The sequence below is a fragment of the Micromonospora sp. NPDC047620 genome, from assembly GCF_043205005.1.
GTDB lineage: Bacteria > Actinomycetota > Actinomycetes > Mycobacteriales > Micromonosporaceae > Micromonospora.
Genome location: NZ_JBIDDG010000028.1, coordinates 40396 through 52909 on the forward strand (window position 1 = coordinate 40396; position 12514 = coordinate 52909).

Genomic DNA, 12514 nt, shown 5'->3' on the forward strand with positions numbered 1-12514 from the left:
TGCCGCAACGTCGGCTATTGGTGAGGCGGCATCTGGCTGAGGCCGGGCGATGTTTCTATTCTCCGATTTCAGGTTGACTGGCCGGCCTGACGTCATCGCGCAGATCGCTGCGGGGGTGGGGTGCCGGCGGTCGTGTGGACGGTGTCTCCGGCGCTGTGGTGGGTCGCGGAAGTATTTGGTGGACGGTTTCGCTGAGTTGTTCAACGCGTGCGGCGATTTGCTGGACGTAGCCGAGCATCTGACGGGTCAATTGATCGGGGGCTGGTGTTCTGGCCTGGTCGGCTTGTGCGACGAGGCTTTGCAAGATCGCGCCGGCCTGGTGCGGTTCCGGGCTGGCGGAGTACACTGCTGGTGAGGACATGGTCTGGGCTCTTTGGCTCAGGTTGTGGGGGTCGCGTTCGCCATCTGGTGGAGCGGCCCCTCTCGCGTTGAGGCGCAGTTCGGTGCCGGTGTTCGCTTCGATGATGGTGGCGACGTCGGCGATGCGGTTCCACCATTGCGGTTCGTCGGTGCGGATGGCGCGGCCGGCGGACCAGGCGACGGCGTCGGCCATCCACAGTCCCGGGTCGTTGCGGCCGTCGACGTGGATGAGGCGCATGCGGTGGCTGATGGCGCCGTGGTCGAGTAGCCGACGGTAGGCGCGGATGTCGTTGCGGTCGGTGTTGGGAAGGCGGCTACCGGCGTCGCGTGCTTGCTGCCACTCTGTGGGGCTGGCGCGGCTTTCGAGGTAGACGTCGCGGACCCGCTGGCTGTTGAGGTAGCGCAGGAGGCGTTCCAGGCTGACCTGTCGGGCGTGCTCGCGTTGGTCTTCAAGGTGGGAGCGGATGTGCTGAGGGCCGGGTGGTGAGAGGTTCCGGGGGGTGCCCGCGTTGAGGGGGACCTGCGCGGAGACGACGCTCCAGCCGGCGTGTTCGGCGACGACGTCGAGCATTGCTTCGATGGTGCCGACGTGCCCCCGGTGATACAGCACGCTGGAGTGGTATGCGTCGTGGATGCCGGCGGCGGTGGTAGCGGCGGCTTCGGCGGCGGCGACGTCGTCTTGATCGATGATGACGGCGGCCATGAGGTAGGCGCCGGGGCTGCCGCGTTGTTGCAGCCAGGATTCGTCGACGAAGGCTGTCGGGTGGGTGGGCATCAGTCGAGCTCCGTTCCCTCGGCGTCGGTGTGGTCGGGCGTGGGGTCGGTGCGGCGGCGGGCGGCGTCGGCGTGGTGTGTGAGGTGTTCGGTGACGGGTGCGGTGTGGGGTTGTGGGCGGGTGTCGTCGATGGCGCGGACCCGCGCGGTGGTGGCGGCGACGGCGTTGGCCAGGTCGGCGCGGCGGGCTGCGGCGCGGCGTGCTTGTTCGGCGGCGGCGGCGAGTCCGGCGTAGCGGGTGGGCAGGGCGTTGGTGTACCAGCGCTGCCATTGGCCGTGGCGGGCCTCGAGTTCGGTGACGCGTTCGCGGTGCTGGTCGATGCCGGCGCTGAGGGTGGCGAGCTGCGCGCTCAGGCTGGCGTGGTGGCCCGCTGCGGCGACGGCGCGCTGGTGTGCTTCCTGCTGGGCGGTGAGCATGCGGGCGCGGGAGGGGCCGCGTTGCCACCATCGGGGTTGCTGGTGTTGGGCGTGGGTGGCGGCGCGTTGGCCGGCGGTGTTGATGGCGGCGAGGAGCAGGGTGAGGTCGTGGTGGCGGTGCTCGGCGTCGGTGAGGTCGAGGTGCGCGCTGCGGAGTTGGTCGGCGACGTAGGTCGGTGCGGTGGCGTCGATGGCCTGTTGTGCGGTGACGAGTTGCGCGAGTTCGTTGTCGTCGATGGTGGTGAGGTGTCCGGCGAGGGTGGCGGCGCCGAGCGCGACGCGGGTGCGGTGCCAGGTGTTCCAGCGGGTGATGTCACCGGTGGAGGGCTCGGGCCCGATGGGGTGGTCGCTGGTGAGCTGGTAGCGGTCGCGGTAGGTGACGACGATCTCGGCGCGAGCGAGCCACTGGTCGCGGCCCGCCTCGTCGTGCGGTACGGCTCCCAGGGCGCGGGCCCAGGTGGGTTGTTGCTCGGCGGCGAGGTCGGCGAGAGCGCTGACGCGGCGGTCGCAGATGGCGGCGACCTGGCGCAGGGCGTCTCCGACGTCGCCGGTGAGGTCGGCGGGCATGCGGTCGGTGTAGGACGCGGCGAGCGCCGGTGTGGTGGCGATGGTGGGGTCGGCGGTGGCGCGGTTCATGATGCGGTCGATGCGCCAGGACAGCACCGCGGCGATGTCGTCGGCGGAGTCGAGTTCCCGGGGCCGGATCGCGCGGCGCAGGACATCGGCGGGGTCATGGCCGGCTTCTCGCAGGGTGGTGAGCCGGGCGATGAGCGCGGGCAAGGCGAGGTCCTGCGCGAGTCGGTCGGCGACGGTCCGTCCGCTGATGCGGGCGACGATTGCGAGGTATTCGGGGATGCGGGCGCGGGCGGACAGGTCGTCGTAGATGGGTGTCCAGGCGTGCAGGGCGTCGACGTCGGCCCAGAGCTGGTGTTCGGTTTCGGTGGCGGAGCGGTCGGGTGTGGCGCGGCGCATGATGTCGGCCAGGACGGCGATGCGGGCGGTGGGCGGCTGTGGTGGGGTGCCTTCGCGGGGGTGGTCGTCGGTGACGACGTACGCCTCGTTGAGGGTGTGGCCGCGGGTGAGCATGACGTACAGGCGGGTCAGCGTTGTGCTGTCGTCGACGAGCGCGCGGGCGGTGTGCACGGTCTGCCCTTGGACGGAGTCGACGGTGAGGGCGTAGGCGAGCTGGACGTGCCGCGCGACGTACGGAGCGGGCAGGACGGCGCCCGCGTTAGTGCGCAGGTTGGTGATGTGTAGTCGCCCGCTGCGGGTGACAGCGTCGACGCGCCACTGGTCGCGGTTGGCGACGAACGCGGCGCCGGCGCCGAGGCGACGGTCGTTGCGGCGGGTGACGATGGTGTCGCCGACACTGGCGTGGTTGCCGTCGCGCAGGCGCACGGCGGGGCCGGCTTGGACGAGGCCGGCGCGTAGGAGGATGTCGCGGGCGCGGCGGGCGATGTCGGCGGCTTCGTCGCCGGTCTCGACGAGCATCATGCTGGGATGCCCGGTGGCCATGTCGGCGGCCCACCGGTCCAGCATCTGGCCGATGAGCAGTGTGCGGTGCCCGCCGACGAGCCGGCCGCGGCGGTCGTATTCGGCCAGGACGGTGAGGTCGCCGGTGCGCAGCCGCAGCGACGCCGTTCCTTCCCACGGTTGGGTGAAGCGGTGCACCTGGGAGAGGTGAGTGGTGGCGCCGAGGCTGTCGAGGTAGCGGAACAGTCCGCCGGGTCCGACGGCGGAGATCTGTGCGGGGTCACCGACGAGGATGAGTTTGCCGCCGACGGCGTTGAGGTGGGTGACGAGGCGGGCGAGGTCGTGGCTGGAGACCTGGGACGCCTCGTCGATGATGACCCACTGCCCGGGTGCGAAGCGCCAGTCGGCGGCGCGTGTGCCGGGCGGCGGCCGGTCGTGGGATCGCAGCCACCGGGCGATGTTCTCGGTGCGCAGCGTCGTCCCGTCGGGCTGGCGGGTGGCGTCGGCGAGCAGCTGCGCGGCGGACTGTCCGACGGTGAGGCCGAGCACCGGCACGCCGGTGTGCCGGGCGACGGCGACGACGGCGCGCTGGAGGTAGGTCTTGCCGGTGCCGGCGGGTCCGACGACGCCGGTGACGCGCCGGTCATCGCCGACGAGGAAACGCAGCGCCGCGGCCTTCTCCGGCGACAACCGGAATGCGGTGACGGCGGCGTCGATCGCCGTGTCGGAGGCGGGGCGGGCGCCGCGGCGGCTGGCGTAGGTGATGACTTCTTTCTCGGCGGCGAGCACGGTCTGGGTGGTCATCTGCAGGTCGCGGTGGCGGGTGTATTCGCTGTGCTGGTCGCTGCTGCGCAGCAGCGTCGGCCCCCACTGCACGAGGGCGGGTGGTGTCAGCACCCGTAACCCACCCAGGTTCTGCGCGATGGCCGAACCGGCGAGGGTCTGCACCTTCCGCCAGTCGGCGTGCGGCGAGTCACCGGGGGTGATGTCGAGGACCCGGCCGATGGCCAGTTCGAGGTGTTCGCGGCCGAACACGGCCCGCTCGCGGCCGAGGGTGTGCACGGCGCGGGCGAGCGCCAGGTGCACGTCGCTGCGTACTGCCGCGTCGATGACCCGGTCGCGTTCAGGGGCTGCGATTCGCAGTTGGGCGGCGGCCGTGCGCAGCGCTTCCTCGTCCACGCCGTCCGGGTTGAGCTGGCGGGCGCGGCGCAGGACGCGCCGCGCCGTGTCGGCGGTGTCGTCGTACACATTGCCGGTGAGAATCCGGCGTACCTGACCGGGGGTGTCGAGCCGGGCCTTGCGGTCCTCGGCCTGCCATCGCTGCATGGCCTGGTCGGTGGACTCCGCGCCTTTGGCCGGGCGGCGGGTCCGCAGGGTCGCGTCTTGGGCGCGTCGACGCCACTGCGCCGCTGCCGAACGGGCGGCCGGTCGGGTGCGGTCGACACGGCGGTCCATCTCCTCGGTGATGGCGCCGCGCCGCTTGCCGTAGTGGCGCAACGACGCCTCGCTGAAGCCGACGATTTCCCGGATTCCGGAGTCGTCGCGGGCGGCGAAGGTGACGCCGCGGCGCTGCCGCAACTCCAGTTCCACTGCGCGTTCGTAGGCGACGCGGGCGCCGACGGTCGCGCGGTAGAAGGCACGCCCGTCCAATGCCAGCCACTGCGGTTCACCGTTCCCGTCGACTGTTTTGACCTTCGCGGAGACGACGATGTGCGAGTGCAGCTGCGGGTCGCGCTCGCGGCTCATCCGGTGGTCGAAGACCAGCGCGGCCAGACCTGCGGTGTCGAGCTGACGGACACCGGCGGCGCCGGCGCGGGTGAAGGCCCCGTGCCGCTGGAGGTGATCGAGCAGCGCGCGCACCCCGGCATGGTGAGCGGCCACGACATCCTGCTTGATCCTGTCGTCGCCGAAAGCCCACAGCAGCGACACCGACTTCACGGGGGAGACGGTGACGTCGTAGGCGGAGACGGCCCGCCTTTCGGGAGCGTTCATGATGCGGTGCCACACCCTGTCGCGCTGTTCCACGGTGGCGTCATCGGGTAGGTGCATCAGCGCGCGTCGTACTGCTTCGTCGCGGTATTCGTCGGTCATCGGCGTGTAGATCCGCCATTTCTGGCCAAGCCGGAACCCCGTTGTGGGGTGACGTCCCTGGCCGATGAGATAGCGCATCTGTTGTTCGGTGACCCAGCCGCTGATGCCGAGGACTGCGGCGCCGTTGCCGGCCCACCAGCCGGGGCTTTCACCGCGTGCGGTGTGGTTGATGTAGTAGGGCGTCGGGCCGGTGTCGCCGAGGGGGCGCAGGTCATGACGGCCGGCGGCGACCTGCTCCATGACGTAGCGGTAACCGTCGCCGGGCGAGATGCGCGTGACGGTCAACATGCCTCGACCGTAGAAGATCAATTAGGGATTCGGCAGTCGAGAATGCAAGGGGGTGTGTCCCCTGTAACTGAACAAGAGGCGGGTCGGTAAAGGTCTGGGCAGGCCAGCCGTGCTGTAGCCAAAACTGAACAGGTGCGGTGAGTGGGTTAGGAATCATGGCTAGGTTCGAACGGTTCTGCTAATTGGTGTGGGGTTTGGTCTGGTGGGTGCATCTGGGCAGTCGTTACTGTCGAGGAATGACGAGTAAAACGGGGAATGATGCAACTCGGGCGTTGCGGCGACGGCAGGAACTGGAGAGGCGGGCGGTGCGGGCGGTCGAGCAGGCCGCCGGCACCGTGCAGGATGCGCAGCGGCGGCGGCATGAAGCCGTGGCGCGGCTGGATCAGGAGGTCGGCGCGGCTGCGGCGGCGCACGGTCTGGCCGTGGCGGTGCTGGCGACGGTGCTGCGGGATGACGGCCTGGCGGCGGACTTGACCGGGGTGGATGTCGCTCGCGTGCGGTCGTGTCGGCGTGGCGCGGATGGTGCTGCGGTGCGTGCGCGGATTGCTGAGCTTGGTGAGGTGGTGCCTCGTCGTCGGCGTACGGCTGTTCCGGTGCCTGGGAATGTGGGCTCGGGTTCTGCTGGTGGTGTCTCTGGGGGCGTCGGGTCGTGAGCTGGTGTGGCTGGCCGGTCCGGGCTGTGATGCGAGCCGGCCAGCGTTGGGGTTGCTGCGTTTAGGTCCAGTCGAGTCCGCAGCCGGTGCAGACGTGAACCGTTCCGTCGATGTTCCATTCCATGAGTTCGTCGTCGGTGGCGGTGCAGTGTTCTGGGATGGCGGCGGGCCAGTTGCCTTCGATGACCCGGTGGCCGGGGTAGACCCAGCGTCGGGCGGTGCTGCCGTAGTACATCACGGGCGGTCCGGGGTGTGGGTAGGCCAGGGGCAGCGTGGCGCGGTGGCGCAGGTTGGTGCCGGTGAGGTCGGTTGGGGTGAGGGGCGGCAGATTCCCGTGTACGGCGCGGCGGAACCGGTCGAAGTCCTTGTAGGTGGGTGACGCGAGTTCCGCGCGGTCGATCAGGGCGAGCGTTTCGTACGGCTGGGCTGCGTTGTGGTGATGTAGTGCAGCGCTGAGGTGGGCGTCCGCGCGGGCGTTGCGGGCGGCCTGGCGGGTATGGCGTTCCCGGTGGTTGATGCGGGGCGCGGTGAAGTCTTCGGGGTGGGCGTCGAGGTGTGCGGCGACGGCACGCGAGATCGTTTCTCGGCCGTGGCGCGCGGTGAGGGCTTCAAGGTGGTCGTCGGTGAGGTAGCGAACGGTGATGGTCTTCGGCAGGTTCACTGGAGGGGCGGAGTAGGCGGCGGCCCAGTCCTGGCAGACGTGAGCGATGGTGATCCGATCGGCGCGGCTGAGGGAACTCAAGGTTCTGCCTTTCGGTTGACGGTGCGACGTGGGGTGAGGGGCGGGAGCAGCAGCCGGTGACGGCGCGCTCGATGCGCGCCGATGCCGTAGCGGTGCGGCGGCCCGGCCGCCTCGTGGACGGCCGGGCGCGCGCCGGGTTGGGTTGGTCGTCGGGCGACCGCGTGGGCTAGCGCTCGGTTCTGATTTGGCGGGTTTCTGCGACGGTGAGCAGGTGCGCGGGTAGCTGTGGCAGGTGTTCGCGCCAGGCTCGGTATAGCCGGTGTGTTCCGTCGATGAGCAGCGGTGCGGGTGCTGCGTCGGGGATGTCGATTTGAGCCACGATCAGCGGTCGCGTTAGGTCTGTGGTCATGGCGTGGGCGCGGTTGAGGGCGTTGTGGGCTGGCCCGATGAGGCTGATTGCGTAGGGGTTCGGGTTGTCGAGGTGCACGAGGCCGTAGGCGGTGGCCCAGGCGTTGACGTCGACGGTGTTGGTGTCGCGGGGGGTCGCGGCGATCAGCGCTTGGGCGGCGTCGATGTCGAACACCCACGGCCCGAAGTGGAACCACTGGGGTAGCCGGCTGTGGTTCATTGGTCGCTGTTCCTTGCGTTGAGCCGGGTGTAGATCGCGACGCATCGCAGGATCAGTTCGTGCGACGGCAGGGTCAGGAGCCGCTGTCGTTTGTCGTCGTGGAGGTGGTCCCAGATGAGGACGGTGACGGCGGCCGACCAGGTGTCGACGATCGCGCCGTCGATCTTGGCGCATTGGTGGTCGGCGGCGATCCGGCGCAGGGTGTCGATGAGGGTGGCGTCGCCTGGCGGGTGGTTGGCGTCGTCGGGTCGCGCTGCCTCGGGTAGCAGGGTGTAGCAGTCCGGGCAGGTGTAGTCGATGCGTGGTGGGTGTTCGGTCTCCCAGCGGCGTACGTCGGCGGCGGGCAGGCCGCATACAGATTGGCGTACGTCGCGGGGGTGGCGGATGTGCCAACTCATCAGAACGCTCCGGGTGGGGCTGCGGATCGGTGCTCGGTGGGTGAGGGGCGGGAGCGGCAGCCGGCGGCGGCGTGCTCGATGCGCGTCGACGCCGTCCCGCGCGCGGCCTGGCCGGTGCGCGGCCTGGCCCGGCCGGGCCGCCCGGGTTAGGCGGGTTGGCCTAGCAGGTAGTGGGGCCGTCCGGTGATGACCCACGCGACGTAATCGGCCAGGCATCCGGCGGCCCGCTGCGCGAGGTGGAGCGGGAACCGTTGGGGCTGGGTGGCGTAGCGGATGCACGCGCGCAGCAGCTCTAGCCAGAGTTCGGCGAGTCGGGCGGCGGCGCGCATCTGATGGGGGCGGTCGGCGCATCGGTCGCACCGGTCGTCGCGGGCGTGCAGCGCGACCTGGACGGCGGCGGCGCGGATGGTGGGTAGGTGGTAGGTCGCTGCCGTAGGATCTGCTGGCCACGAGGGAACGTGGGCGCAGAGGTCGAGTCGGCCCAGTGCGGTGGCGACGGTGCGGGTAGCGGTGTCGAGCAGGGGGCGAACATCCCGGCGGCGGTCGGGGGCGGACAGCGCGGGCAGGATGCGCGTTGGCGCGGTGAGCGCGTTCATGCGGGCTCCTCGTGTGGTGGGCCGGTGGGCGGGCGCTGGTGCCCGGCCACCGGCCCGGCATGAGTTACGGGCGGTAGGTGCGGCGGCGCTGGGGGACGTGGGCCGGCACGTCGGGGATCTGGTCGTGGTAGGCCCGGATCGGTGCGCCCGCGATCTTGGCTCCGTACATCGCGCGGTCGGCGCGGCGCAGGAGTTCCGGCGCGCTGACTCCCCCGGTGGCGTGGGCCACGCCAGCGGTGGCGGACAACTGGACGGTCTGCCCGGCCGCGTCGATTCGGGCGTTGGCGATTGCGGCTTGCGCGGCGGCGGCGTGAGCGAATCCGGTTCGCTCATCGGCAGTGGTGACCATGAGGAATTCGTCGCCACCGAGACGACCGATGGTCACAGGCAGGGCCTTGAGTCGGCGTGCGGCCTCGGTGAGTGCGGCGTCTCCGGCGTCGTGGCCGTGGGTGTCGTTGATGCCCTTGAAGTCGTCAAGATCGAGTAGCGCGACGGAAACGGGGCGCGCGGCGTCGAGTTGCTTTTCCAGGTGCGCGAGGATGGCGCGACGGTTGAGTAAGCCGGTGAGGTCGTCGTGGGCGGCGTCGTACTGCGCGATCGTCAATTGCGTGTTGAGCCTGATGATGGTCAGTCGTTGTTTATGAGCGAGCCAGGTAATGGTGATCGTCAAGGCGAGGTTGAGCGCGGTAAGGCTGTACGCGAGCATGGGGGAGCCTCCGGGGTGTTCACCTCGGCGCGTCGTCGGCGTGGGCGGCCGGGGCGCGTGGGGTGTGGCTGGCTGGGCCGGAGGCGGCCGGGGCGCGGGGGCGGTCCCGGCCGCCTGGCGTAGGCGTCAGCTCTGGGTGGCCGGGGCGAGGTAGACGTTCGGGTGTCGCTCGATGTTGACGGGGTCAGCGGTGAGGTTGACGGGCATGCAGAAGCCTGCTCCGCCGCTCATGGTGTCGAGGTAGAACCGTCCGTGTTCGGTCCACCGGATCGTGAACTCGGTGGCGGCCCAATCGATGCCGTTGGCCTCGTAGGCGGCGGCGGTGATGATCTGATTGGCGCACTCGGGGGTGACGGGGTGGGTCTTGCTCATGGTCAGGTGCAGGAACACGACCACCACGCGGCGGCTGCGCTCGTGGATGTCCTGCACGGTCAGGATGTCTCGCATTGCCTCGGTGGTGAGGCGCAGGTGCGCGAGGTGGCGGGCGCGGACGACGCGGACGAGCGCGGCGATCCGGTCGGCCTGTTCGTAGGTGGCGGGAGATTCGCCCATCGTGCTGCCTTTCGTTGTGGGGCTGTTGGTTGTGTGGTTGGGGGCTGCTATCCCCTCCCTCACATTTATAATCCTACAGCATTAAGGGTTGAGCTGTCCACCCGGGATCCAATTCCCCACGAGTGGTTTTCCAAGATCACCCGGCGGACCGTGTCGGCCGCGATCAGCTCGGCGCGGTGATAACGTCACGGCCCCACCCCTTTTTCGGCCGTCGGGGGCGAGCTTGCTCGCCCAGGTACCGGACGGCGGCAGTCAAATCCGACGCGGGGGTTTCGAGGAAAAGATCATGCGGGGTTTGCATGATGTTTTCTGAGCCCGCGGCGGATTTTACTTCCGACGTTTGGGACCGATAATCACCGGCGCAGCCGGCGGCCGAAAAGGGGTTGGGCAGCGCGGCCGTAGGCCGCTCCTGTGAGGTTCTTGGCCCTGTGCCGGCCTTGAGGCACGAGGGTGACTGTGTGCGGAGTTGGAAGGGCGGGCCGGATGGGTGCGAGCGTAGCGAGCGTCCGGCCTGCCCGGTGCTCGCGGGAGCAACGGTCGCCACCACGACGCACCGAGGAACAAAAACCGGGTTGGGGATTCTCGGCGGCGCCGGGTGGCCAGCGGGTTGCCGGTGTGGTGGTCAGGCGGCCTGTGGTGTGTGGATGTCGATGGTGATTCGATGGCTGGCATTGGGGCCGCGCTCGACGGTGATTGTGGTGTGCGGTCCGGTGATGGCGACGACTGGCGTTGCCACGCCGTCGACCGTGCCGGCGGCGGGCGCGGCCAGGTGCAGGCCGATGAGTGGTAGTGCGTGGGTGAGGTCGTCCATGACGTCGGCGGTTGGTTGCTGGGGCTGACTGTGCATCTCGTCTCCCGGGTGTCCGGACCGCGGCGGGGTGACCGGGCGGCGGCGGGTGGGTGGTGGACACCGGCGGTAGCCGGTGTCCACCAGAGTGTTAGGCGGCGTCGGGTACGGCGGTGAGGCGGAGTGTCGGGGCGGGCATGGTGCAGGCGCTGCACCGGCCCGCGTGCCAGGTGTGGGCGGCGGGCGGATCGCTGGCGGCCGGGCAGGGTTGGCGTTGCAGCTCGGCCAGGGTGGTGGTTGCCAGGCAGCGCGGGCACCGTCGCCAGGTTGCGGCGGGCGACCCGGTGACGAATTCGGGGCAGGTGATGCAACCGAATCCGGCCTGTCGTAGGGCGTGTCCGATGGCGTCGGCGTGGTCGACGGCGCGGCGTGCCGTGGTGTTGACCTGGGTCCACTCTTCGGTGGTGTGCAGGTGTCGCCATTCGGCATCGGTGAGGGTGAGGGGACTGATTCGGGCTTGTGCTTCGGCGCGGCCGAACAGGTAGCCGGTCCAGCCGTAGGCGCGGGCGAGCGCGGCGAACACGTCGCGGGCGTCGGTTTCGGTGAAGGTGCGGGGTAGGCGTACGCCGTGGGGCAGTCCGATGGGCTTGGGCATGGTCTCTCCTGCGCGTGGTGCGGCCGTGCGGCGCGGCGCGGCAGCCCGCGTCGGCGCGCTCGATGCGCGCCGACGCGGTGTCGGTCGCGCGGCCGGGGCGGGCACCGGATGGCCGGTGCCCGCCCCGGGTGGGGTCAGCGGTGGGTGAGGGTGAGCAGGCGGCGGTGGGCCTTGCTCTTCAGCTCGTCGGCGCTGCCCTCCACCATGGCGGTGGCGCGGGCGGCGAGGTTGTTGCCGCGCAGGGATCCGGTCGGGCGGATGGTGGTCTTCCAGTCGGCGAACTCGGTGATGGCGCGCTCGGCGGCGTAGGCGGTGCGGCCCAGGCGCGCGGCGTTGGTGTCGAAGAGGTCGGTCAGGAGGTCCAGCCGCTTCGCGTGCTTGTTGCGGGTGCGGACGGGGGCGTCCTCGTCGGGGGTCTTCCACAGGTCGCCGATCACCTCGTGGAACTCGTTGATGGCGATCTCGGTACGGGCGAGGGCTTCCTCTTCGGCGGCGAAGTGGTCGAAGTAGTCGACCGACAGGCGCAGGGTGCGGCGGGCCTCTTCGATGCGGTCGCGGGCGTTGCGGGTGTGGCGCACGCCCCAGCGGGTGAGGGCGTCGCGGACGGCGAACCGCTCGGTGTTGCCGCAGACCGGACGCCACGGGGTGACGACGACCTGGAACAGGCTCGACCCGTCGTGGCTGTTGAGGGCGACGATGAACGGCACGATCTCGTCGTTGACGCCCCCGGCGTCGATGGTGACGGTCTGCGGCAGGCGCATGGAGATGAAGACCTTGCGGCCCTCGCGCAGCGCTCCGGCGGATTCCCACGTCACGGCGTAGTCGTCGACGAGGTCCTGAAGGAACTCGAAGCCCTGCCGGTTCTGGAGCACCTCGTAGCGGGCTCCGACCACGCCGAGACCGGCGTTGGTGTCCTCACGGATGTTGACGAACTGGTCCGGCAGGATCCGGAGCTGGTCGGTCGGGCTGGCCTGGTAGAGCACGGGGCGGCGGCTGACGTTGAAGTTGATGCCGCCGAGGGTGAGCACCTGGTCGATGTCGGTGGTGCCGCCGGGGATGACGTTGCCGAGCTGGTGCCAGGCGGGCGTGGTGGTGTAGAGCGCGACCTGACCGGTGGTCTCGTCCAGGCCGTGTTCGGGCAGCAACTCGCCCTGGTTCATGGTGAGGACTTCGCCGTTGTCCCAGCTATCCGGGTCGGTGATCAGGTAGCGGCCGTTGCCGAGGTTGCGCAGCTTTCCGGCGGCGACCTGGCTGTCAATTGCGGCCTGCTTGTCGGCGGCCCGGTTGATCTGCGCGGCCCGCTCGTCGGCGAACTTCTGGTTGACGTCCGGCAGTGCGAGGGTGGTCATGACTGGCGTTGCCTTTCGTTGTGGGGCTGTTGGTTGTGTGGTTGGGGGCTGCTATCCCCTCCCTCACATTTATAATCCTACAGCATTAAGGGTTGAGCTGTCCAC

At 69.9% G+C, this 12514-nt stretch carries 12 protein-coding genes; 1 reads left to right on the plus strand and 11 read right to left on the minus strand.

All coding sequences use genetic code 11. The features are described 5' to 3' along the window. Positions 1-55: 55 nt before the first annotated feature. Both ACGF5C_RS27195 and mobF read right to left on the minus strand, forming a co-directional pair. Positions 56-1135, minus strand: a complete 1080-nt coding sequence (locus ACGF5C_RS27195; RefSeq protein ID WP_393306079.1) for a hypothetical protein — start codon at positions 1133-1135, stop codon at positions 56-58. Next, the gene (mobF, locus tag ACGF5C_RS27200; protein ID WP_393306081.1) at positions 1135-5403 is read right to left on the minus strand and encodes a MobF family relaxase; all 4269 of its coding nucleotides are present in this window, start codon (positions 5401-5403) and stop codon (positions 1135-1137) included. Before mobF ends, ACGF5C_RS27195 begins: the two co-directional genes overlap by 1 nt. A 236-nt stretch (positions 5404-5639) precedes the next feature. Between mobF and ACGF5C_RS27205 the strand changes: the two genes are divergently transcribed. Next, on the plus strand, positions 5640-6056 hold the full coding sequence (locus ACGF5C_RS27205) for a hypothetical protein (protein ID WP_393306083.1): 417 nt from the start codon (positions 5640-5642) through the stop codon (positions 6054-6056). 61 nt (positions 6057-6117) lie between these two features. Here the strand turns inward: ACGF5C_RS27205 and ACGF5C_RS27210 are convergent, their stop codons facing one another. The 9 genes from ACGF5C_RS27210 to ACGF5C_RS27250 all read right to left on the minus strand — a co-directional run bounded on the left by ACGF5C_RS27210 (position 6118) and on the right by ACGF5C_RS27250 (position 12409). Next, complete coding sequence (locus tag ACGF5C_RS27210; RefSeq protein ID WP_393306085.1) at positions 6118-6717, minus strand: hypothetical protein; 600 nt, start codon at positions 6715-6717, stop codon at positions 6118-6120. Positions 6718-6964: 247 nt separating this feature from the next. Further along, complete coding sequence (locus ACGF5C_RS27215; protein ID WP_393306087.1) at positions 6965-7321, minus strand: hypothetical protein; 357 nt, start codon at positions 7319-7321, stop codon at positions 6965-6967. A gap of 41 nt (positions 7322-7362) precedes the next feature. Then, positions 7363-7764 (minus strand): hypothetical protein, encoded by a 402-nt coding sequence (locus ACGF5C_RS27220; protein ID WP_393306089.1) that lies wholly within the window; start codon positions 7762-7764, stop codon positions 7363-7365. 146 nt (positions 7765-7910) lie between these two features. After that, positions 7911-8360, minus strand: coding sequence for a hypothetical protein (locus ACGF5C_RS27225; protein WP_393306091.1), 450 nt, complete (start codon positions 8358-8360; stop codon positions 7911-7913). A gap of 64 nt (positions 8361-8424) precedes the next feature. Beyond that, the gene (locus ACGF5C_RS27230; RefSeq protein ID WP_393306093.1) at positions 8425-9066 is read right to left on the minus strand and encodes a GGDEF domain-containing protein; all 642 of its coding nucleotides are present in this window, start codon (positions 9064-9066) and stop codon (positions 8425-8427) included. Between the two features lie 126 nt (positions 9067-9192). Next, entirely contained in the window at positions 9193-9618 is a 426-nt protein-coding gene (locus tag ACGF5C_RS27235) for a hypothetical protein (RefSeq protein ID WP_393306095.1), read from the minus strand. A gap of 622 nt (positions 9619-10240) precedes the next feature. Next, on the minus strand, positions 10241-10429 hold the full coding sequence (locus tag ACGF5C_RS27240) for a hypothetical protein (RefSeq protein ID WP_393306097.1): 189 nt from the start codon (positions 10427-10429) through the stop codon (positions 10241-10243). Positions 10430-10556: 127 nt separating this feature from the next. Then, on the minus strand, positions 10557-11060 hold the full coding sequence (locus ACGF5C_RS27245; RefSeq protein ID WP_393306099.1) for a hypothetical protein: 504 nt from the start codon (positions 11058-11060) through the stop codon (positions 10557-10559). Between the two features lie 134 nt (positions 11061-11194). Next, positions 11195-12409, minus strand: coding sequence for a DUF932 domain-containing protein (locus ACGF5C_RS27250; protein WP_393306101.1), 1215 nt, complete (start codon positions 12407-12409; stop codon positions 11195-11197). Between the last annotated feature and the right edge of the window lie 105 nt (positions 12410-12514).